Raw genomic sequence first — 20,681 nt, forward strand, 5'->3', positions numbered from 1 at the left:
CTCACTCGATCGGTCTGGCCAGGGTCACAGCTTGCCAGGGCCCGTTCGAACGGCCACTGGCTGCCGCCCAGTACCAGGCTGAAGTGTCGGCGAAAGCGTTGCCGCCGGCATCGACGATGCGCTCGCAGACGTGCAATTTCTGTATGCCGCTGCGCTCGGCGACGAAACAACGCCACAGTCGGCCATGGACGTCTCGCTCCAGCCGCGCCTGTGCGATGCCGTAGCCGAGCGCACGATAGCAATCGGCGGCAGGGTGGAGCATGCGGGTCGGCTTGTCGACGCGTCGCATGACCAGGACTTGCCGGCCATCGGTCAGCCGGGCAATGGCGCCCGGAAAGTGGGCGGCGAATCGCTGCTCCACTTCGCCGAGGGCCAGGGGCCGCAGCGGTTCGCCGTCCCATTCGGCTGGCCACTCCTGGAAGGCGGCGCGGGAACCGGGCTCCATGCGTGGGTGCAAGGCCGTGGCAGCGGACCAGACCACGCACAACAGCATCGCGGCCGCGAAGAGTGACTTGTGAGCGATCCGGTTCACGAATCGATTGGCGAACCAGCGGTCAAGGAACGTGATGGACACTGCGGCCTCCGGGGGATGTGAAAACGGTACGACCCATGACCCACGCGATGCCGCCGCAGACCGGCGCAAGGATGGCCAGGCCGAACAGCTCGTGCGCCCAGGGCGCCGGCGAATGTCCCGTTGCTTCGAGGGCCATCAGCACGCCATTGCGAATGATGTTGCCGGCCAGCACCAGCAGGCCGACCGCTGGCAAGCGCGCGAGAAAACCTCGATCGTCGCGCCCGGCCCACAACGCCACCACGCACGCGGTGAAGTAGCCAAGCCAGACCATCTGCACGCCGGAGCACGGGGCGTCGACGATCACCAATTGCCCGTCGATCCACAGGCTGCTGCCTTCACGCATCACGTCGAATCCGGATGCCAGCATCCAGCGGCAGGCCTCGGCGACGAGCACGCGCAGGGGATAGCCCGCATAGAACTGAAGCGAGGACAAGAGCGGCAGTGCAAGCACAGCGAGGGCTGCGACAGGCAGTGCCGGCACGCGCTTTGGCAGAAAGGCCAGCATCGCGCACGCCACCGAGAGCACCGCGACAAGACCGGCTGCAAGCGGCGGAATCGATGGCAACGCCCCTGCACCGGTACGCAGAAGGGTGGCTGCCAACGTGCCGAGCGTGGCCGCCGAGAGCCAACCAAGCCGGGGCGAAGTCCGAAGCTCGCGCCGCAATTTCCAGGTCAGTACGGCCAGCGCTGCGAGTGCCAGCAATCCGAGCGGATCGTCCGATCCGTCGCGCAGCCGCTGGGCCATCCAGATCCAGTGTGGCGCGAGGGCGGCGGCTTGCAAAGCCAGCAAGCCGGCGGCGGGCGCGCGATCGAGCTGGATGCCCCAGTCGATGACACGCGGATGGGTTTGTGCAAGGCCTGCGAGCGTCATGGCGTCGTTCCTCCCCGCATTCACGAAGTGAATCGACGCGTGTCGTTGCGGCGTGCGCGACGGCGCAGCATCGCCAGCATCGACAGCACCACCGCGACGGCGCCGAACACCTCGGGTTCGGGTGTGCTCGGCACTTCGGCGCCCAGGCTTTGCCCGACCGCCATTTCGCTGACGCCCTTGGGCAGCGGCGACGGCTGGTCGACGCCGACGTTGTTCTGCGGTGCTGCGTTGCGCACCACTTCGTCGACAGCGATGAAGCTCGTGTATTGCGTGAGAAGGCTGTAGCGCAGGCCCAGATCGGTGATGCGCTGGCGGAACTCGTCGCCGCCTTCCAGCGCTTCCTGATCGCTCAGGCTCGCGACGCGATGACGGGCCCAGAGGCTGCGCAAGGCGGCGGTGCCGCGCGGTGCGTGGGGATCGACCTCCAGTTCCTGGCGATAGGGGCCGCTGGCGCTCCGGCCTTCGATCACGAGGCGGCCTTTGGGCTCGCCGCGCCACTTGCCGAACACGATCACCGGACGCTCGCCCAGCACGTCGGGCAGCGCGGCCGGCTCCACGTCATAAACGTCGAGTCCTTCGAACCGAGCCTTGACGCTGGTGAGCACCGGTGACTCGATCATGCGGCGGAAGCGGGTGGCCTGTTCAGGCGCCTGAAGGGGGTCGGTGATGATGAAGGGCTCGCCCATGCCTGCACGTGCAATGCCTTCCATGAGGTGCCGATTGACGGACGAGCCAATGCCGAAGGCGAACACATTGGCATTGGAGAGGTTCTTGCGGACCAGCTCGAAAGCCTCGCGCTCGACCGTGACGTAGCCATCGGTCACGACCACGATCGTGCGCGACACGTCCTTTGCCTTGGGTTCGGCATAGGCGCGCTTCAGTGCCGGAATCAGCTCCGTGCTGCCGCCGCCGCTGTAGTTGCCGATGGTGGAGAGCGCCTGATCGATGTTGGCGCGCGTGGCGGGCACCGAATGCGGCGACAGCATCCGGTTGCTGCCCGAGAACAGCAGCACGTTGAAGGTGTCGCTCGGCCGCAGCCCGCCGATCAGGCGCTCCAGCACGACCTTGGCCGTGTTCAGCGGAAAGCCGTGCATCGAGCCCGAGATGTCGACCACGAAGATGTAGTCGCGGGGCGTGATGGCGCTGGCGGCAACGGACTTCGGCGGCTCGACCATGGCGAGGAAGAAGTTCTCCGCGTTCTCGCCCTGGCCCTTGTAGAGCATGAGGCCCGATTCGATCTTCTCGCCCGCCAGGCGATAGTCGAGCACGAAGTCGCGGTTGTCTGCGGGTTCGGCGGATCGGGTCAGCGCAATGTCGGCATGAGAGTCGTTGTCGCGGCGGCTGACTTCGATCTCGTGCGTCAGCGAGCGGATCTCCTTGATGCCGAGCGGAGTGTCGAGCGCGACCTTGAGCTTGAATGCGGTGCCGCTTGCAACGCCCGCACGCAAGACCGGCTGCCCGACCCATCGGGCTTGCGCGTTTTCAGATTGCGGGCTGTTGTACCGCGGCCCCACGACCGTCGGAAACACGAACTGGTAGTTGCCGCCCTGGGGAACCAGCAGTTCCGTGTAGCGCAGTTCGACCTTCACGTCATCGCCCGGCAGGATGTTGGCGACGTTCATCTGGAAGACATTGGGCAGATGCTGTTCGAGCAACGCGGCCGTCTTGCCTTCTTTCCTGGCGTTGTCGTAGTCGATGCGTGCCTGTGCCTTCTCGCGGATCTGCGCCGTGATCAGGCGATCGGCAAGCCGCACGTTGAGCCCGCTGACCACCGCCTTGGTCGAACCAGGGAACACGTATTTCGCCTCGATGGGGCGGAGGCCTTCGTTGCGATAGGTTTGCGTGACCGTGACGTCGGCGATCACGCCCGAAATCTTCACATCGACTTCGGTGCCCTTGAGCGGCAGGCGATCGACCTCGGGATCGTCGCTTTTGACGAAGAAGTACGGGCTTTCGGTCTTGAGGCGCGGCGCGGGCCCTTCCTGGGCCTCTGCGGGCTGCGCCACGAGCATGAAGAAGCAAGCAGCCGCGAGGCCGAATGTGCCGAGCCAGAGCCAGCGGCCGGGGCGGGGTGTAGTGGCGTCCATGACGTGGTCCTTGTCCCTCGGAAGGGCGTCGTGCAACAGTGCACGGGAGCCAATGTCGTGGGCGGGCGAGAAGACAGTTGGAAGCCTGTTTGAAGCCAGCGGCCTTGTGTGAAGCCTGTATGAAGTCCCGGCGAGCGGGGACTTCATATGGGCTTCAGTTCCATGGGCGAGTATGAGGACCTCGCTTCTTATGCAATTTCGGTGGGGAACTTGAGAATTGTCTGAGCGCTCCTACTGCGGGTCGACAGCGCCATGCCGCCATCTGCTGCTATCTATTCGATAGCAAAGTGCGGTTCCGCAACGGACTCCCCGAGCTTTTCCCCTCCGTCGACGCTTCTTGTCATGTCCAAAACATCACCTTCCAGCGGGCCCGCCCAGCGGTCGACCCGGCTTCGGCGCATCGCCTTGTGGGGCGGCACCATCGTCGCGGCCGGCGCGCTCGTGCTTCTGATCACCGCGGGCATCGCGGCGGTCCTGATCTATCCCAAGCTGCCCAATATTTCGGAGCTTTCCGATTACCGACCCAAGCTGCCGCTGCGAGTGTTTTCGTCCGAAGGCAGCCTCATCGGCGAATTCGGCGAGGAGCGCCGCAATCTCACGCCTTTCGCGGATATTCCCCAGGTCATGAAAGACGCCGTCCTGGCGGTCGAGGACGCGCGCTTCTATGACCATGGCGGTGTGGACTACAAGGGCTTCCTGCGTGCGGCGGTCGCGAGCCTGAAGGGCGGAAGGCAGCAGGGCGCTTCGACCATCACGATGCAGGTGGCGCGCAATGTCTACCTGAGTTCGGAGCGCACGCTGAGCCGCAAGACCTACGAGATCCTGCTGGCCATGCAACTGGAGCGCGAGCTGAGCAAGGACCAGATCCTGGAGATCTACCTGAACCAGATCTACCTGGGCAATCGCGCCTACGGATTCGCGGCCGCTGCCGATACCTACTTCGGCAAACCGCTGAAGGACGTCACGATCGCCGAGGCCGCGATGCTGGCGGGGCTGCCCAAGGCGCCGGGCACGAACAATCCGGTGAGCAATCCGCGCCGTGCGCGTGCGCGGCAGCTCTACGTCATCGACCGCATGCAGGAGACCGGCTTCATCACCGCCGAGCAAGCGGCGCAAGCCAAGTCGGAAGAACTGCATCTGCGCGATGCTGCCGACCCGAACCGCCTGCACGCGGAGCACGCCGCCGAGATGGTGCGGCAGATGATGCATGCGCAGTACGGCGACAGCATCTACACGAGCGGCCTCAACGTCTACACGTCGATCGTCGCCGCTGACCAGGCGGCGGCCTACCGGTCGCTGCGCCGCGGCATCATGGATTACGAGCGCCGCCAGCCCTATCGCGGCCCTGAGGCTTTTGCGGAGCTTCCGGACGATCCCAAGGATCTCGATGACGCTGTCGACGACGCGCTCGCCGACCATTCGGACAACGGCGACGTGCTCGCGGCCGTGGTTCTCCAGGCCAACGCGAAGGAGGTCAAGGCCGTCCGCGCGAACGGAGAGACGCTGCAGATCACGGGCGAAGGCTTGAGGCCTGCGCAGTCGGGTCTGTCGGACAAGGCGGCTGCCGCGATCAAGATCCGGCGGGGTGCGGTGATCCGCGTGGCAAAGACTGCGAAGGGCGGCTGGGAGATCACCCAGCTGCCGGAGGTCGAAGGCGCATTCGTTGCACTCGATCCGCGCTCCGGTGAGATCAAGGCCATGGTCGGCGGCTTCGACTATGGCAAGAGCAAGTTCAACCACGTCACTCAGGCATGGCGCCAGCCGGGCTCCAGCTTCAAGCCCTTCATCTATTCCGCGGCGCTCGAAAAGGGTTTCACGCCGAGCACCGTCGTCAACGATGCGCCCCTGTATTTCGAAGCGGGCCCGGGTGGACAAGCCTGGGAGCCGAAGAACTTCGAGGGCACTTACGAAGGGCCGATCACGCTGCGCCGTGCGCTGCAAGAGTCGAAGAACCTCGTCACGCTCCGCGTGCTGCAGTCGATTGGCGTCGACTACGCGCAGGATTGGATCACGCGCTTCGGCTTCGACCGCGAGAGGCAGCCGGCGAATCTGCCGATGGGACTGGGTGCCGGGTCCGTCACGCCCATGCAGATGGCGGCTGCGTATTCGGTGTTCGCCAACGGCGGCTATCGCGTCAATCCCTATCTTGTGACGCGCGTCACCGATCTGCGGGGCAAGGTATTGCTGGAGACCGAGCCTCCGGTGCTTGGGGAAGACAAGCGCGCGATCCCAGCGCGCAACGCCTTCGTGATGGGATCGCTGCTGCAGAGCGTCGTCAATGGCGGCACCGCGACGAAGGCCCACCAGGCGCTCAAGCGCAACGACATCTTTGGCAAGACCGGCACGACCAACGATTCCTTCGACACTTGGTTTGCGGGCTTCCAGCCGACGATGGTCGGCATTGCATGGGTGGGCTACGACACGCCCCGCCAGCTGGGCGTTCGAGGTGAAACCGGCGGCAGCCTGAGCTTGCCGATCTGGGTCGGCTTCATGCAGACCGCGCTGCAAGGCGTTCCGGTGAGCGAGCCGCGCGCGCCTGCGGGCGTGGTCAACGTCGAAGGCGAATGGTATTTCGATGACTACGCGCCGGGCCGCGGCATTGCGAGCCTGGGCGTCGACACCCAGGTTCAGGCGCCCGCTCCGATGGCGGAGGAACTGGCCGGGGTGCCGGTGAGCCCGCCGGCGGCGCCCGAGGAGCGCAACCGCATCCTCGATCTGTTCAGGTAGCGCCCCAAGACGAGGGGGCTGGCGGAGGTATCTACACTCCACATCCCTCTCTTCTCACGCAGTCATGGAAATTCTGATCCTGGCGACCTTCATCGTCGTCGGCGCCTCCATTCTCAAGTCAGTCGATCAGCGCCGCCGCATCGCATTGCTGGGCAGCCATCTGGGCCATTACCAGATCGAAAAGCTGATGGAGAACCTGACCGAAGGCTATCTGCGTTGCCTCGGCGAAGACGACGCGGAACGCCGCGCACAGATATGGGCCCTTCTGGACAGCACCGAGCAGAAGCTGTCCGCGCAGTTCGACAGCTTTGCGGCCGAGTTTGCCAACATCGACGCAAGCGAGACGCGCGTGAGCAAGCTGCCCCTTGCCATTCCCTACGCGCACCAGTTCTTTCCGGCCCTGACCTTCGATCTGCGAAAGGCATTCGCGATCCACGCACGCGGCATCGCGGACGTGATGCGCAATGAGGCGCACCGCAGCTCGAAGGCCAAGGCCTTCACCATGTCGGCCGAGCTCTTCCTGATGCAACACACCTGCCACTGGTATTGCAAATCGAAGACCGTGGCGTCCGCGCGCATGCTGGCTCGGCACAAGACCTCCTACCAGCAGCTCATCGACTCGGTGAGTCCCGGCACGCGCAAGGCCTATCTGGCGCTGGTTGGTCAGTGATGTGATAGCAGCGGCAGTGTGAGCGTCGCCAGCGCGCCGCCGCGCGGCGCATTGGCGAGCTCGACCCGGCCGCGGTGCAGCGTGGCAATTTCCTTGACGAATGCGAGCCCGAGCCCGGTGCTCTTCTTGCGGTTGTGCGGCCGTGCGAGCGAATAGAACTTCTCGAAGACCTTGTCTTTCGCGTAGTCCGGAATGCCTTGTCCGCGATCGCGCACCATGATTCGGGCTCTGCGGCCGCCTGTCTCCAGCGCGAGAAGAACCTCGGCGCCTGGAGGCGAAAAATCGATGGCGTTGTCCAGCAGATTGCTGATCGCGCGGCGCAGGAGAAAGGGGTCGCCCTCGACGCTGGCTTCGTTGTGGATGGCGACGTTCACATGAATATCGCGCGCCGAGGCCGCGGCTTGCGCGCCCGCGCCGACCTCGCAAAGAAGCGGCGCGAGCGCGACCGGTTCGCTGCGCTCCAGCGCGCGCCGCGCCTCCAGGGCCGTGAGCTCCATCATGCGGTCGACGATCTCCTGGATGCGCTGCGTTTCGCTCGTGATGTTGGCGAGAAAGCGTTCGCGTTCGGCTTGCGGCATTGACGGTTCCTGGATCAGCTCTGCCGCGCCGCGGATCGCCGACAGAGGGCTCTTGATCTCGTGCGTGAAGGTCTGCACGTAGTCGGCGACATAGTTGCGGCCGGTGAGCGCATCCCGCATCTCGCCGACGCCGCTGCGCAACGTGTCTACGGCGCGGCGGATCATTCGCGAGAGAGTCAGGCTGCGCTGGTTGCGCAGCCAGCCGAGATAGTCCGAGATCAATCCGAATGGCCGCACCAGCCACACCGACACGATGATCGCGAGCACCAGCAGCGCAAAGGCCGAGCCCACGCCGACACCTAGCGTGCGCGCGCGAGCGTCTTGCACGAACTGGCCGAAGCTGCGCACCGGCTTGCCCACGGTGACCACGCCGACGATCTCGTCGTTCCAGCGAATGGGCGCGCCCACATACATCACGGAGGTCATCGGATCGCCTTCGATGTCGCGCGAAGTGCGCGCGCCGTAGGTGCCGGCGAGCGAGCGGCTGACGTCGGCCCATTGCGAGTAGTCCGCCCCGGTGTTGCGGCCCAGCGAGTCGAAGAGCACATGACCATTGCGGTCAGTCACGTAGACGCGAAGTTCGACGTGGCGCTTGTGCAGGTTGTAGATTTGCGCCGAGAACTGACGGGCATAGACCGATCGGAACAACGGCTCGAGCCGCGAGGTGTTGATGGCGCCGGCAATGACGTCCTGCTCGATCAGGCTCGCCATGAGTTGAGATGTCTCGACCAGCGATTCCTCCGCTGATTCGCGGTAGCGCGGATCGATGTCGGCAACCACCCGATAGAGCAGGAATGCGATGCCGGCTGTGTAGATCAGCAGGATGCCGACGAAGATGCGTGTTCTTCGGCTCACCCTGTCACGTGCTCTGAGGCAGTTCTTCGTTCAGCGCATAGCCCGTGCCGCGCAAGGTGCGGATCGGCTCGATGTCCGGCGCGATCGCCTTGAGCTTGGCGCGCAGCGTCTTGATGTGCGCATCGACCGTGCGGTCGTAGCTTTCGCTCGATTCGTCCCACACCAGCCGCAGCAATTCGTCGCGCGTGAAGACGCGGCCGGGGCGCTGCACCATCAGGCGCAGCAGCCCATATTCGTAGCGCGAGAGTTCGAGAAGGCGCCCGTAGTAGCGGATCTGCATGCGTTCGGCGTCGAGTGCGAAAGGCATTGTTGGCGAAGGCGATGCCGGCGGAGACGAGGGCGAGGGCGACGATGAGGGCACAGGCGCGATCGGGGCTTGACCGGTGCGTGCGCTGCGCCGAAGGATGGTTCGTACGCGTGCCACCAGTTCGCGCGGCGAAAACGGCTTGGCGATGTAGTCGTCCGCGCCGAGCTCCAGACCCACGACGCGATCGATCTCATCGCTTCGCGCCGTAAGAAACAGCATGGGCACCTGCGCGCCGCCGGGCAGCGCTTGCAGCCGCTTGAAGAGCTCGAACCCGTTCATGTCCGGGAGACCGACGTCAAGAATTGCAAGCGCGGGCGGATCGGCCGTGAACTGCGCGATAGCCTCCTGCGCCGTCGGGCACCAGAGCGGCACGAAGCCATCGGTGCGCAGCACGTACTGCACGGTGTCAGCAATGGCGGATTCGTCTTCGACGAGGAGGATGCGCGGGTTGGGGAGCATGGGAGCCGATGGTAGCGACCGGCGGCAGCTGTTCCTTTGGACATCGACCAATGGTTGCTAGGCAAGCCAAGGGCTTCCTTGTAGTATCTTTGTATGCAAATGCAAAATATCCTTGACGGGGGAATCGCGATTGAAAGCGAGGCGCGCACGCCGGCCCCCTGGCTTCCCATCGAACGCGTCGACGGCGACAAGCTGAGCTACGACGATTTCCTCGCGCGCTACATGCATGGCAACCGGCCGGTCGTGATTTCGAACGTCGGCAAAGGCTGGGCCGCCATGCGCACCTGGACGCCCGAGAACTTCAAGAAGCGATTCGGCGGCCAGCCGGTGGCGATCGGCTACGGGCGGGATATGCCTTTCGATCAATTCATCGACGAGGTTCTTGCGTCCAGTGCCGAGAATCCGGGTCCGTACATGTACCGATCGTTCCTGCATGAGGTGCTGCCGGAATTGCTGCCGGACGTGCGGCCGCAGATCAAGTTTTCATTTCCGCGGCGCTATGCCAGCCCGCTAATGCCGGAAAAGTGGCGCCGTCCGGACGGCTACCTCAAGCTGCTGGTGGGCGGGGTCGGGAGCAAGTTTCCGGTCATGCATTTCGATGGCGAGAACTCTCACGCTGGCATCGTCCAGATCTACGGCGAGAAGGAATTCGTGGTCTTTCCACCCGAAGACAGCCAGTACCTCTATCCGCGTTCGGCATTGCCGAACCAATCGATGGTCGACGACCCGGTGATGCAGGATCGCGTGCGCTTTCCGCTGCTGGCCAAGGCAACGCTGTATCGCACGGTGCTCAAGCCGGGAGACATGATCTTCGTGCCGGCGCGCTGGTGGCATGCGGCGAGGGCGTTGTCGACGTCGATCTCGACCTGCACGAACATGCTGGATCCATCGAACTGGAAGGGCTTTCAGGATGAGGTCGTGGCGGTCGAGGCGACCAAGAATTCCGAGCGCGCGGCCCAGGCGCTGGCCAAGCGGCTCACGCTGATCGACAAAGTGTTGACGGGGCTGGAAGGTTTTCAGCGTCGCTCGCCTGGGTTGGCGCGGGCGCTGGTGTTTCCCGCAATCATCGCGCCCCTCTCTGCGGAAACGGCGCCCGATCCTTCGCGGCGCCAGCTTCGGATCCGGATTCCTACGGATTGAGCATCCAGGGCGTGGCCGAGGCCGGCGCCAGCGCCCGCGTTATTGAGCCTTGTAGCCGGCGTTCTCGATCGCCACGATGATGTCTTCCCTCGGATGCTGGCTGACCACGTCGACATGACCTGTTTCGAGGTCGACCGTGACCTGTGCCTTGGGGTCGATGGTCTGCACGGCGTTTTGCACCAAGTTTGCGCAATGTCCGCAGCTCATGCCCGTGACCTGGATCTTCTGGCTCATCGTGGTTGCTCCTTCGAGTTGAGTGAAATGGGAGTGTGAACCTTCTCACGATGTCAATGTCCAGCGAGGGGACGTGACGCGCCCAGCCTACCGGTCTTCGCGGCGCTCCGCCTCTTCCATGCTGTAAAAAGACGTACCTTTTCATCTCTCAATCCCGATGCGAATCCTCTTGGTCGAAGACGATGCGGTCCTGCGCGGCGTGATGCTGCGCAGCCTTGGTGATGCGGGTCACCGTGTCGACGTGGCGGCAAGCGTAGAGGAGGCAGATCACCTCTGGCGAGTGCAGACTTTCGATGCCGTGCTGCTGGATCTCAATTTGCCTGCAACGGTCAGCCCGACCAGCGGGCTTGCGAGCGGATTGACGGCATTGCGCCATGCGCGAGCCCGGGGCGACCGGACGCCGGTGCTGGTTCTTACCGCGCGCAATCGCACAGAGGAACGGATCGCCGGGCTCGATGCGGGCGCGGACGACTATTTGGGCAAGCCCTTCGATCTCGCGGAAGTCGAGGCGCGGTTGCGCGCGCTCGTCCGGCGAGCGCAGGGCACGGAAGACATTGCGATCCTCGGACACCTGCGCCTCGACCGGCGAGCACGGCGCTTCGGTGTCGGCAGCATGCCGCTCGACCTGCCCGCCCGCGAATTCGAAGTGCTATGGGAGTTGATGAGCCCGCCCGGCCGCACGATCAGCAAGCGAGAGCTGTCCGACAAGCTCTCGACCTTCGATGAATCGTTGGGCGACAACGCGCTCGAAGCATTCATTTCCCGCTTGCGCAAGAAATTGGTCGGCAGCGGGGCCGTCATTCGCACCCTGCGCGGCATCGGCTATCTGCTGGAAGCCGACGCGTGACCGGAACGCCGCCGCGCAACTCGGCGGCGCCATCGTTGACCGCGCGCGTGCTGCAGCGCGTGCTGTTCCCGCTGGCACTGACGTGGCTGGTCGGGACAGCAGTCGCGCTCTATGTGGCGAGCTATTTCACCGAGCAGGCTTTCGACCGGGCGATGCTCGACGATGCCTATTCCGTGTCCGCCAACGTGCAGGCGGGCGAGCGCGGCATGGAGTTGTTGCTCTCGCCGCGTGAGGTGACGAGTGTGCTTTTCGATCAGTCCGAAGCGGTGTTCTTTGCCGTGCTGCGGCCCGATGGGTCACTGCTGGCGGGCCATGAAGGGCTGCAGGCGCCTGCGCCGGAGGCGGGCGCGCGATATCGTTTCTCGCATGTGCTGTATCACGGCCAGGCATTGCGCGCCGTGGTGCTGAACCACGAGGCGCCGGACGCGTATCGCGTGGTCATCGCGCAGACCACGCAGGCGCGAACAGTGCTGGTCGAGCGGCTGCTGGTCTATTCGCTCGCGCCGCAGTTCGTGCTTCTGGCGGCACTGGCCACTTGGCTCTGGCGCGGCATCGGACGCGAGCTTCGTCCACTCGGGGAACTGCGGCAGACCCTGGAGAAGCGGGATGCTCACGATCTTGCCCCCGTGCCGGTCGCCCGAAGCTCACGCGAACTCGAGCAGTTGGGCGACACCCTCAATGCGCTGCTCGATCGGCTTGCGCAGAGCGCGTCGGCTCAGCGTGAGTTTGCCGGCAATGTCGCGCATGAACTGCGTACGCCTCTGGCAGGAATACGCGCCTTGGCCGAATACGGCCTTGCCCAGCAGGCGCCGGACGTCTGGCGGGAGCAGTTGCAGAACATCGCTGCCAGCCAGGCGCGGGCCAGCCATCTCGTGGACCAATTGCTTGCGCTCGCGCTGGCCGACGAAAGCCGCACCGGACTCCAGCGCCAGCCATTGAGGCTGGACGAGCTGATCCAGCAAGCGGTGCTGCGGCACCTCGCGCGCGCGGATTCCAAGGGCGTTGACCTCGGCGCGCAGGGTCTCGACGAACCCGTGACCGTGCTGGCGAATGCCGCGTTGGTCGAAGGAACGCTCGATAACCTGATCGACAACGCACTGCGCTACGGTGGCCGCACGATCACCATCGAACTCGTTGGCCACACGATGAGCGTCGTCGACGACGGCCCCGGCATCCCGCCGGAAACCCAGAGCGACCTCTTGCGCCGCTGGGCGCAAGGCCCCGCCGGCCAAAAGCTCGGCCAAGGCGCCGGCCTCGGCTTGGCGATCGTCGCTCGCTACGCAAGGTTGCTGGGCGCCGAACTCACCTTCGCCAAAGCGTCCCCCGAAGGCGGCCTCCGCGTAAGCCTCGCGTTCCCCCCATCCTGAAGCCGGCGCACCCACCCCAAAGACTGCGGTGCCCCTCCAGAAACCCCGTGGAACCGGCTCCGCCGGGCCACCGGGGTTGCCCCCGGCAGGGGGTTGGCGGCCACACGAAGTGGGCAAGCCTGGGGGCGAGCTACATCACCGGATAGTCGATATACCCCTCTTCGCCGCCGCCGTAGAACGTATTCTTGTCCCACGCATTCAGCGGTGCGCCTTCGCGCAGACGGCGAACCAGATCGGGGTTGGAGATGAAGGGCTTCCCGAAGGCGACCAGGTCGTCGCCCTCCTTGAGTGCTTCTTCCGCGAGCGGCTTGTCATAGCCGTTGTTCACCATCCACGCGCCCTTGCCGCCAGCCTGGCGGTAGGCGGCCTTGAGAGCTTCGTAGTCGAAGGGACGGTCGGCGAGTTCGCGCGGGCCACCGGTGGCGCCTTCGATCACGTGGATGTAGGCGAGATTCAGTGGCGCGAGATGTCGAACGACATAGTCGAAAAGCGGCTGCGGGTTGTCGTCATGCACGTCGTTGGCCGGCGTGACGGGCGACAAGCGGATGCCGGTCTTGCCGCCGCCAACGGCGTCCGCCACGGCGCGCGTCACTTCGAGCAAAAGCCGCGCACGGTTCTGAATGCTGCCGCCGTAGTCGTCCGTGCGCTTGTTGCTGCCGCTCTTGAGGAACTGGTCGAGCAAATACCCGTTGGCGCCATGAATCTCCACGCCGTCGAAGCCAGCCGTTTCGATGGCGTTGCGTGCGGCGACGGCGTAGTCATGCACGATGCCGGGCAGCTCACCGACGTCGAGCGCCCGAGGCTCGGAGGTATCGACGAAAGTCGGCACGCCGTCCTTGATCAGCACGGTCTTGGTCTTGGCCGCAATGGCCGACGGCGCAACCGGCTTGCCTCCCTCCGGCTGAAGCTCGGTGTGCGAGACGCGCCCGACGTGCCACAACTGCACGACGATCTTGCCGCCCTCTGCATGCACGGCCTGGGTAACGCGCTTCCAGCCGTCGAGCTGCTCTGTGCCGTAGAGTCCGGGCACATCCGCGTATCCCTGGCCTTGATGGCTGATCGCGGTGGCCTCTGTGATCAGCAGGCCGGCGCTGGCCCGCTGTGCATAGTAGGTGGCGGTGATGTCGCGCGGCACCGCATCGGGCGCACGGTTGCGCGTCAGCGGCGCCATGACAATGCGATTGCTGAGCTGGAGGTCGCCAGCTTGCACGGGATCGAAGAGGGAGGACATTTTTGATCTTGATGGTTGTTGTGGAGGCGAAACGGAGGGTAAACCCTCGGCGTCTCCCTTCGCTGTCGCGGGGTTGTCGCATTGCTGCTATGCAGTGCCGCAGAATGACCGCGCATCCATGATCGTTCACGACGCCCCGCTTCTGACCACCCCCGCACAAGTACTGCGGCTCGCGCTGGCACTCTCGTTGGGCGCCGCTGTTTCACTTGGGATCACGCGTTTTTCATACGGCCTGCTGCTGCCGCCGATGCGCGAAGACCTCGGCTGGAGCTATACGCTGGCCGGCAGCATGAACACGGCCAATGCTGCGGGATACCTGCTCGGCGCGTTAATGACGCCCGCGCTGCTACGGCGCTTCGGACCCGTGCGCCTGCTCGTGGGCGGCGCGCTGTGGGCGAGCCTCTTCATGGTCGCCAGTGGGTTCTTCACTTCAGCGGCCGCGTTGCTGCTGCAGCGGTTGCTGGCAGGCCTTGCGAGCGCCTGGGTCTTCGTTGCCGGGGGATTGCTCGCCGCGCGTCTGGGCACACTGCAGCCTTCTCGTGCAGGTTTTCTGCTGGGGCTGTACTACGGCGGTACGGGTGCCGGAATCACGCTCTCCGCGCTCCTCGTGCCGGCTGTTCTGCAAGGTGCAAAGGGGGCTCCGCACGGCTGGGCCTGGGCATGGTGGGCGCTGGCAGCCGCCAGCTTTGCGGCGACCGCGGTCTTGGCTTCCGCAATGCGTGCAATGCCGGGACAGATGCATGCAAAAAATGCGCAAAGGGCGCCCAACTCGCCGCACGCCGGGTCATCTGTCGCAGCTGCGCCGGTGCGGCGCTTCGGTTGGGCACTCGCCGGCTACACGCTTTTCGGGGCCGGATACATCGGCTACATGACCTTCGTGATCGCGTTGTTGCGCGAGCAGGGCGCGAGGCCAGGCGACATCACCTTGTTCTACGCCTTGCTCGGGCTGGCCTGCATGGCGTCGTCACGAATTTGGGCCGGGCTGTTGGACCGCTCTCGCGGCGGCGGACCGCAAGCGCTGCTCAACGCGCTGCTCGGGGTTGCCACCCTGCTGCCGGTGCTGAGCTCTGCTTGGCCGATGACCATGGCATCGGGGCTGTTGTTCGGTGGGGTGTTTTTGTCGGTGGTTGCTTCGACGACAGCCTTGGTCAGGCACAACTTGCCGGCTTCGCAGTGGGCAACGGGTATCAGTGCATTCACGATCGCCTTCGCGCTGGGGCAGATCGTCGGGCCGACGGTCACCGGGTGGATCTCGGATGGTCCGGGTGGGCTGGCCCGAGGCCTCGTGGCCTCGGCCGCAGCACTTTGGGCCGGTGCGATCCTCGCGTCGAGGCAGAAGCCCTTGACGTCCTGAATCAAACCCGCGCCATTCTTCCTGCTCGAAATTTACTTGAGCAGACCTTCGGCTTTCATCGCTTCCTGGACTGCCGGGCGAGCGCCCACGCGTGCATGCCACGCCTTCACATTCGCGTATGAGGAAATGTCGACCCCGGTGGGCTGCGCCCAATTGGTCACGGTGAACAGATAGCCGTCGGCGACGGTGAAGTGCTCGCCCATGAGGTAGTCCTTGCTTGCGAGCTGAGCATCGAGCCACTCGTAGCGCGACTTTAGCTTGGTCTTGGAAATCGTCTTGGCTTCTTCAGGCATGTTGGGATTGAAGAGCGGCGAGAAGCCCTTGTGGATCTCAGTCCCGATGAAGGTGAGCCATTCCTGCAGGCGATAGCGCGAGAGGGTGCCGTTGGCTGGAGCGAGGTTCTTTGCCGGGGCAAGATCCGCGACGTACTGCACGATGGCCGGGCCTTCGCGAAGACGCGTACCGTCATCGAGCTCGAGCAGCGGGACATAGCCCAGTGGATTGATGCCGTAGTAGTCGGTTCCATCTTGCAGCTTGTGGCTCTTCGTACTGGCGAGCACGGGCTCGAAAGCGAGGCCAGCTTCACGCAGCGCGATGTGGGGAGACAGCGAGCAGGCGCCCGGCGAGTAGTACAGCTTCATGCAAAAACTCCAATGAATGAGGAACGTATTCTGGTGGAAGAGGCTGATGCTAGCGAGTTCGAGGCCTCGGCGTTTTTGTCCTACGGCTTCTCGCGGGCGGCGACTATGAGTGCACATTTCGCGGGTTTCTAAGCTCGCGGCACTGCGATGAAGTCATCGCGAGGAGCCTGTACATGTTGAAGTACGCCATTGTTTTCGCCGTGATTTCGCTGATCGCCGGCGCGCTGGGCTTCGGCGGCGTGGCGGCAGGGGCTGCCGGTATCGCAAAGATCCTGTTTGGGCTGTTCCTGATACTTGCCGTGGTGTTCCTGGTGCTCGCTGCGCTGGGTGTCGGCGCAGTGAAGAACGCTGTGGACCGATCCCCGTGAATCCAAAGCAACTGCTATCGATTTGATAGCTTGGGGGCCAATGCTGGCCCGGGATTGGAACGAGGACGGTCTGGGCGGATTTGGCCCTGACCGGCACAAACAGGCGCCGGAGATTAAAATCAGCGCCCCTTTGCGCAGCGCACGCGTCAGTGCGCCCTCACTCTCATGCTTTATCCCGAAGAATTCGATGTGATCGTCGTCGGCGGCGGTCACGCGGGCACCGAAGCGGCGCTCGCATCCGCCAGAATGGGCGCCCGCACGCTCTTGCTCTCCCACAATATCGAGACGCTGGGGCAGATGAGCTGCAACCCGTCGATTGGTGGCATCGGCAAGGGTCATCTGGTCAAAGAGGTGGATGCGCTCGGCGGCGCCATGGCAATTGCCACGGACGAGGGCGGTATCCAATTCCGCGTGCTCAATTCGAGCAAAGGCCCGGCAGTGCGCGCGACACGCGCACAGGCCGATCGCGTGCTCTACAAGGCCGCGATTCGTCGCCGCCTGGAAAACCAGCCGAACCTTTCGCTGTTCCAACAGGCCGTGGATGACTTGATGATCGAAGGCGACCGTGTCGTGGGCGCCATCACACAGGTCGGCATCGCGTTCCGGGCGCGGACCGTGGTTCTCACCGCAGGGACCTTTCTCGACGGGCGTATTCACGTCGGCCTCGACAACTACCAGGCGGGGCGGGCGGGCGATCCGCCGGCGATCAGCTTGTCGGCGCGTCTCAAGGAGCTGAAACTGCCCCAAGGCCGCTTGAAGACGGGCACGCCTCCGCGATTAGACGGACGCACCATCGATTTTTCAAAATGCACCGAGCAGCCGGGCGACGGCATGCCGGGCGGTGCGGGACCTATGCCGGTTTTCAGCTTCATGGGTCGTGCTGACATGCACCCGCAGCAAATGCCGTGCTGGATCACGAACACCAACGCGCGCACCCACGAGATCATCCGCTCTGGCTTCGACCGCAGCCCAATGTTCACCGGCAAGATCGATGGGGTCGGCCCGCGTTACTGCCCGAGCGTCGAAGACAAGATCAACCGATTCGCGGACAAGGAAAGCCATCAAATCTTCCTCGAGCCGGAAGGGCTGACCACGAACGAGTATTACCCGAACGGAATTTCGACCAGCCTGCCTTTTGACGTGCAGTACCAGCTGGTTCGGTCGATGGCTGGATTGGAAAACGCGCACATCCTTCGGCCCGGCTACGCCATCGAATACGACTATTTCGACCCGCGTGAGCTCAAGAGCAACTTCGAGACGCGCGCAATCCGCGGTTTGTTCTTCGCGGGCCAGATCAATGGGACGACAGGGTATGAGGAGGCCGCCGCTCAGGGGCTGTTTGCCGGCATCAACGCTGCATTGCAATGCCGCGACGAAGAGGCTTGGCTTCCTCGGCGGGACGAGGCTTACCTCGGCGTCTTGGTCGACGACCTGATCACAAAGGGCGTCACTGAGCCGTATCGCATGTTCACCAGTCGTGCGGAATTCAGGCTGCAACTGCGTGAAGACAACGCCGACATGCGCTTGACCGACGCTGGACGCAAGCTCGGCCTCGTGGACGATGCGCGTTGGGACGCTTTTTCGCGGAAGCGCGACCTTGTTTCACGTGAAACAGAGCGCCTGCGCTCGATATGGGTCAATCCTCGGAACTTGCCAGAAGCCGAATCCGAGCGCGTGCTGGGGAAGGCCATCGACCACGAACACAATCTTGGTGAGCTCCTCCGCCGCCCGAATGTGAGCTACGAGTCTCTGATGTCTCTCGACGGCGGCAAGTACCGGTCGAGTGCGCCGCTCGGAGAGACGGAGGTCGAGCAAATCGAGATTGCCGCCAAGTACTCGGGTTACATCACCCGTCAGCACGATGAAGTCGAGCGCGCCGCCCATTTCGAGAATCTCCGGCTGCCGAGTGATCTCGACTATGGTCAGGTCAAGGCGTTGAGCATCGAAGTGCGACAGAAGCTCGCCAAGCACCGCCCTGAGACGTTGGGCATGGCATCCCGGATATCAGGGGTGACTCCGGCCGCGATCTCGCTTCTTATGATTCATCTCCGCAAAGGCGGCCATCGGGCATTCACGGTTGGCCTCGCGTCAAAATCGCCGGTTGCCGAATGACCGGAATGGTTCAGGAGGAAAGACTGCGTGAAGGAGCGCTTTCTCTCGGGATCGCGCTGACCGATCGGCAGACCGAGCAGTTGCTGGCTTACGGCGCCCTCATACTGAAATGGAACAAGGTCTACAACCTGACCGCACTGCGTGATGCGGATTCGGTTCTCACGCATCATTTGCTCGACAGCTTGGCGGCCGTCGGGCCACTCGGACGAGAGCACAGCGGCCCTGCGAAGCTCCTGGATGTCGGCGCGGGTGCGGGCCTGCCCGGCGTCGTGATCGCCGTCATGCGACCGGACGTGCACGTAACCTGTGTGGATGCTGTCGCCAAGAAGGCCGCTTTTGTCCAGCAAGCCGCCTCTGAGCTTGGTCTTCGTAACCTTCGCGGCCTCCATGCGCGCGTCGAGTCCATGACGGGCGCTTACGAGGTGATCAGTTCTCGCGCGTTCGCCTCGCTAGTCGATTTCGTCTCAGGTTCGATACACCTGCTGGCGCCTGACGGCGTTTGGCTGGCCATGAAGGGCAGGGTGCCTGCGGACGAAATCGTCCAACTTCCCCCGCAGACCGAAGCGTTTCACGTGGAACAACTGAACGTTCCAGGGCTCGATGCCGAGCGATGCATCGTCTGGATGCGAAAACTCGTTTCCTGAGCCGCATCTGTCGCGTCGACCTCGCTTAGACTCGACGCTTCCCTTTTTGAGCAATTTGCATGTTCGGCATCGCTGATTACGGCGCGTTCGTCGCCGCCATTGTTCTTTTTCTGGCGCTCCCCGGTCCCGGAAATCTGGCGCTGATCACGTCGACGAGCAAAGGCGGCATCCGTGGCGGATTGGCCGCCACGTTAGGCGTGATTGCGGGAGATCAGGTGCTGATGTGGGCGGCCGTTGCCGGCGTCGCAACGCTGCTGACCGCATATCCTGCGGCGTTTCGGGGCGTGCAGTGGTTGGGCGCCGTCTATCTGGCGTGGCTCGGCTTCAAGATGCTGCGCGCAAGGCCTGGCGCTGCTCCTATTCTCAACATCCGTCCGTCGCACTACCTGCGCCAAGGGATGATGATCACGCTGCTCAACCCCAAGGCCATCGTCTTCTATATGGCGTTTTTCCCCCTGTTCGTCGATCCGGCACGTCATCAGGGCATCACCACCTTCGCCGTTATGGCGTTGACGATCGCAGCGCTCACCTTTTTGTACGGGGCCACGGCAACGCTCTTGACCCATTTCCTTGCAGAACGGATGCGGGCCAATCCGCGCATCTCGGGGGTCCTAGGCAAGCTCGCCGGTGTTTTCCTGATCGCGTTCGGCGTCAGGCTTGCGGTTTCCAAATAAGTATGCAAAACCTTCCGCCGCGCACTCCTGCATCTGGCCATGTCCTCGGGCACGGCGGCTAAGACATGGCCAAGATCTTCTGCATTGCAAATCAAAAGGGTGGGGTCGGAAAGACGACGACAACCGTCAATCTTGCCGCCGGCCTCGCCAACGTAGGGCAGCGTGTGCTCATGATCGACTTGGACCCGCAGGGCAACGCGACCATGGGTTCTGGCATCGACAAGCGTCAGCTCGAGACGACGGTGTACGACGTGCTCCTGGAGTCTGCCTCCGTGGCAGAAGCCCGAGTGAAGGCTGAGAAGTGCGGTTACGACGTCCTGGGCGCAAACCGCGAGCTGGCCGGCGCTGAGGTCGAAATGGTGGCGCTCGACCGTCGCGAGAAGCGTTTGCGGACGGCGCTGGCCGCAGTGGGCGCGGAGTACGACTTCATTCTGATCGATTGCCCGCCAAGTCTCAGCTTGCTGACCCTTAACGGCTTGTGCGCCGCGCATGGTGTCATCGTGCCGATGCAGTGCGAGTATTTCGCGCTCGAAGGTCTGACTGATCTGGTCAATACCATCAAGCAAGTGCACGCCAACCTCAACAAGAACCTGCAGATCATCGGCTTGCTGCGCGTGATGTTCGACCCGCGTATCACGCTTCAGCAACAGGTCAGCGAGCAATTGAAGGCGCATTTCGGCGACAAGGTTTTCGACACGGTCATTCCCCGCAACGTTCGGCTCGCCGAAGCTCCGAGCTACGGCTTGCCGGGCGTGGTTTTCGACCCGCCTGCCAAGGGCAGCCAGGCGTTCATTGCCTTTGCGCAAGAATTGGTCGTCAAGATGCCACCGGCGAGCGCAATGGCGACCGAGACAGCGTCACCCGCACCCGTGCCCATGGATGCACCGGAGGTCACGGTGCATGCCCCCGATGGCATCTGAGCCGTCGCCGAGAACGCATCT

General features: G+C 63.9%; 19 protein-coding genes. 11 read left to right on the forward strand and 8 right to left on the reverse strand.

Going from position 1 to position 20,681, the window contains the following annotated elements; all coding sequences use genetic code 11:
• Position 1: 1 nt before the first annotated feature.
• Genes AC1DEK_RS22980 through AC1DEK_RS22990 form a run of 3 tightly spaced genes read right to left on the reverse strand, consistent with a single transcriptional unit; the run spans position 2 to position 3,532 of the window.
• Positions 2–574, reverse strand: coding sequence for a hypothetical protein (locus AC1DEK_RS22980; RefSeq protein WP_478127601.1), 573 nt, complete (start codon positions 572–574; stop codon positions 2–4).
• Positions 555–1,445 carry an exosortase Q gene (gene xrtQ / locus AC1DEK_RS22985; protein ID WP_478127602.1) on the reverse strand — a complete coding sequence of 297 codons (891 nt, stop codon included), beginning with the start codon at positions 1,443–1,445 and terminating at the stop codon, positions 555–557. Before xrtQ ends, AC1DEK_RS22980 begins: the two co-directional genes overlap by 20 nt.
• A gap of 20 nt (positions 1,446–1,465) precedes the next feature.
• Positions 1,466–3,532, reverse strand: coding sequence for a VIT and vWA domain-containing protein (locus AC1DEK_RS22990; RefSeq protein WP_478127603.1), 2,067 nt, complete (start codon positions 3,530–3,532; stop codon positions 1,466–1,468).
• A 342-nt stretch (positions 3,533–3,874) separates the two neighbouring features.
• Between AC1DEK_RS22990 and AC1DEK_RS22995 the strand changes: the two genes are divergently transcribed.
• Positions 3,875–6,259 (forward strand): penicillin-binding protein 1A, encoded by a 2,385-nt coding sequence (locus tag AC1DEK_RS22995; protein WP_478127604.1) that lies wholly within the window; start codon positions 3,875–3,877, stop codon positions 6,257–6,259.
• Positions 6,260–6,323: 64 nt separating this feature from the next.
• Entirely contained in the window at positions 6,324–6,929 is a 606-nt protein-coding gene (locus AC1DEK_RS23000) for a hypothetical protein (RefSeq protein WP_478127605.1), read from the forward strand.
• Here AC1DEK_RS23000 and creC read toward each other — a convergent pair.
• Positions 6,923–8,362 carry a two-component system sensor histidine kinase CreC gene (creC, locus tag AC1DEK_RS23005; RefSeq protein ID WP_478127606.1) on the reverse strand — a complete coding sequence of 480 codons (1,440 nt, stop codon included), beginning with the start codon at positions 8,360–8,362 and terminating at the stop codon, positions 6,923–6,925. The genes AC1DEK_RS23000 and creC overlap by 7 nt on opposite strands.
• A gap of 4 nt (positions 8,363–8,366) precedes the next feature.
• The gene (gene creB / locus AC1DEK_RS23010) at positions 8,367–9,128 is read right to left on the reverse strand and encodes a two-component system response regulator CreB (protein WP_478127607.1); all 762 of its coding nucleotides are present in this window, start codon (positions 9,126–9,128) and stop codon (positions 8,367–8,369) included.
• Positions 9,129–9,227: 99 nt separating this feature from the next.
• Between creB and AC1DEK_RS23015 the strand changes: the two genes are divergently transcribed.
• Positions 9,228–10,268 (forward strand): cupin-like domain-containing protein, encoded by a 1,041-nt coding sequence (locus tag AC1DEK_RS23015; RefSeq protein WP_478127608.1) that lies wholly within the window; start codon positions 9,228–9,230, stop codon positions 10,266–10,268.
• A 39-nt stretch (positions 10,269–10,307) separates the two neighbouring features.
• Here AC1DEK_RS23015 and AC1DEK_RS23020 read toward each other — a convergent pair whose 3' ends face one another.
• On the reverse strand, positions 10,308–10,502 hold the full coding sequence (locus tag AC1DEK_RS23020; protein ID WP_478127609.1) for a heavy-metal-associated domain-containing protein: 195 nt from the start codon (positions 10,500–10,502) through the stop codon (positions 10,308–10,310).
• Positions 10,503–10,659: 157 nt separating this feature from the next.
• Between AC1DEK_RS23020 and AC1DEK_RS23025 the strand changes: the two genes are divergently transcribed.
• Together AC1DEK_RS23025 and AC1DEK_RS23030 are read left to right on the forward strand one after the other, a co-directional pair.
• A complete protein-coding gene (locus AC1DEK_RS23025; protein ID WP_478127610.1) occupies positions 10,660–11,349 on the forward strand; it encodes a response regulator transcription factor in 690 nt (229 codons plus the stop codon).
• Entirely contained in the window at positions 11,346–12,716 is a 1,371-nt protein-coding gene (locus AC1DEK_RS23030; protein ID WP_478127611.1) for a sensor histidine kinase, read from the forward strand. The genes AC1DEK_RS23025 and AC1DEK_RS23030 overlap by 4 nt, the downstream gene beginning before the upstream one ends.
• Positions 12,717–12,846: 130 nt before the next feature.
• Here AC1DEK_RS23030 and AC1DEK_RS23035 read toward each other — a convergent pair whose 3' ends face one another.
• On the reverse strand, positions 12,847–13,947 hold the full coding sequence (locus AC1DEK_RS23035; RefSeq protein ID WP_478127612.1) for an alkene reductase: 1,101 nt from the start codon (positions 13,945–13,947) through the stop codon (positions 12,847–12,849).
• Between the two features lie 118 nt (positions 13,948–14,065).
• Here AC1DEK_RS23035 and AC1DEK_RS23040 point away from each other — a divergent pair, with 118 nt between their 5' ends.
• A complete protein-coding gene (locus AC1DEK_RS23040) occupies positions 14,066–15,301 on the forward strand; it encodes a YbfB/YjiJ family MFS transporter (RefSeq protein ID WP_478127613.1) in 1,236 nt (411 codons plus the stop codon).
• Between the two features lie 32 nt (positions 15,302–15,333).
• Here the strand turns inward: AC1DEK_RS23040 and gstA are convergent, their stop codons facing one another.
• A complete protein-coding gene (gstA, locus tag AC1DEK_RS23045; RefSeq protein WP_478127614.1) occupies positions 15,334–15,942 on the reverse strand; it encodes a glutathione transferase GstA in 609 nt (202 codons plus the stop codon).
• A gap of 173 nt (positions 15,943–16,115) precedes the next feature.
• Between gstA and AC1DEK_RS23050 the strand changes: the two genes are divergently transcribed.
• The 5 genes from AC1DEK_RS23050 to AC1DEK_RS23070 all read left to right on the forward strand — a co-directional run bounded on the left by AC1DEK_RS23050 (position 16,116) and on the right by AC1DEK_RS23070 (position 20,660).
• Positions 16,116–16,310, forward strand: coding sequence for a DUF1328 family protein (locus AC1DEK_RS23050; RefSeq protein WP_478127615.1), 195 nt, complete (start codon positions 16,116–16,118; stop codon positions 16,308–16,310).
• A 165-nt stretch (positions 16,311–16,475) separates the two neighbouring features.
• Positions 16,476–18,422: a tRNA uridine-5-carboxymethylaminomethyl(34) synthesis enzyme MnmG gene (mnmG, locus tag AC1DEK_RS23055; protein ID WP_478127616.1), complete on the forward strand. Its 1,947-nt coding sequence runs from the start codon at positions 16,476–16,478 to the stop codon at positions 18,420–18,422.
• 5 nt (positions 18,423–18,427) lie between these two features.
• The gene (rsmG, locus tag AC1DEK_RS23060; protein WP_478127643.1) at positions 18,428–19,066 is read left to right on the forward strand and encodes a 16S rRNA (guanine(527)-N(7))-methyltransferase RsmG; all 639 of its coding nucleotides are present in this window, start codon (positions 18,428–18,430) and stop codon (positions 19,064–19,066) included.
• 59 nt (positions 19,067–19,125) lie between these two features.
• Positions 19,126–19,740, forward strand: coding sequence for a LysE family transporter (locus AC1DEK_RS23065; RefSeq protein ID WP_478127617.1), 615 nt, complete (start codon positions 19,126–19,128; stop codon positions 19,738–19,740).
• Between the two features lie 65 nt (positions 19,741–19,805).
• Entirely contained in the window at positions 19,806–20,660 is an 855-nt protein-coding gene (locus AC1DEK_RS23070) for a ParA family protein (RefSeq protein ID WP_478127618.1), read from the forward strand.
• Positions 20,661–20,681: the final 21 nt, after the last annotated feature.

Source organism: Variovorax sp. 10N420, assembly GCF_056394705.1.

Coding starts and splice junctions, on each gene's coding strand:
- xrtQ (WP_478127602.1), bottom strand. CDS start 1,445: ATGACGCTCGCAGGCCTTGCACAAACCCATCCGCGTGTCATCGACTGG.
- AC1DEK_RS22990 (WP_478127603.1), bottom strand. CDS start 3,532: ATGGACGCCACTACACCCCGCCCCGGCCGCTGGCTCTGGCTCGGCACA.
- AC1DEK_RS22995 (WP_478127604.1), top strand. CDS start 3,875: ATGTCCAAAACATCACCTTCCAGCGGGCCCGCCCAGCGGTCGACCCGG.
- AC1DEK_RS23000 (WP_478127605.1), top strand. CDS start 6,324: ATGGAAATTCTGATCCTGGCGACCTTCATCGTCGTCGGCGCCTCCATT.
- creB (WP_478127607.1), bottom strand. CDS start 9,128: ATGCTCCCCAACCCGCGCATCCTCCTCGTCGAAGACGAATCCGCCATT.
- AC1DEK_RS23015 (WP_478127608.1), top strand. CDS start 9,228: ATGCAAAATATCCTTGACGGGGGAATCGCGATTGAAAGCGAGGCGCGC.
- AC1DEK_RS23020 (WP_478127609.1), bottom strand. CDS start 10,502: ATGAGCCAGAAGATCCAGGTCACGGGCATGAGCTGCGGACATTGCGCA.
- AC1DEK_RS23025 (WP_478127610.1), top strand. CDS start 10,660: ATGCGAATCCTCTTGGTCGAAGACGATGCGGTCCTGCGCGGCGTGATG.
- AC1DEK_RS23035 (WP_478127612.1), bottom strand. CDS start 13,947: ATGTCCTCCCTCTTCGATCCCGTGCAAGCTGGCGACCTCCAGCTCAGC.
- AC1DEK_RS23040 (WP_478127613.1), top strand. CDS start 14,066: ATGATCGTTCACGACGCCCCGCTTCTGACCACCCCCGCACAAGTACTG.
- gstA (WP_478127614.1), bottom strand. CDS start 15,942: ATGAAGCTGTACTACTCGCCGGGCGCCTGCTCGCTGTCTCCCCACATC.
- AC1DEK_RS23050 (WP_478127615.1), top strand. CDS start 16,116: ATGTTGAAGTACGCCATTGTTTTCGCCGTGATTTCGCTGATCGCCGGC.
- mnmG (WP_478127616.1), top strand. CDS start 16,476: ATGCTTTATCCCGAAGAATTCGATGTGATCGTCGTCGGCGGCGGTCAC.
- rsmG (WP_478127643.1), top strand. CDS start 18,428: ATGGTTCAGGAGGAAAGACTGCGTGAAGGAGCGCTTTCTCTCGGGATC.
- AC1DEK_RS23065 (WP_478127617.1), top strand. CDS start 19,126: ATGTTCGGCATCGCTGATTACGGCGCGTTCGTCGCCGCCATTGTTCTT.
- AC1DEK_RS23070 (WP_478127618.1), top strand. CDS start 19,806: ATGGCCAAGATCTTCTGCATTGCAAATCAAAAGGGTGGGGTCGGAAAG.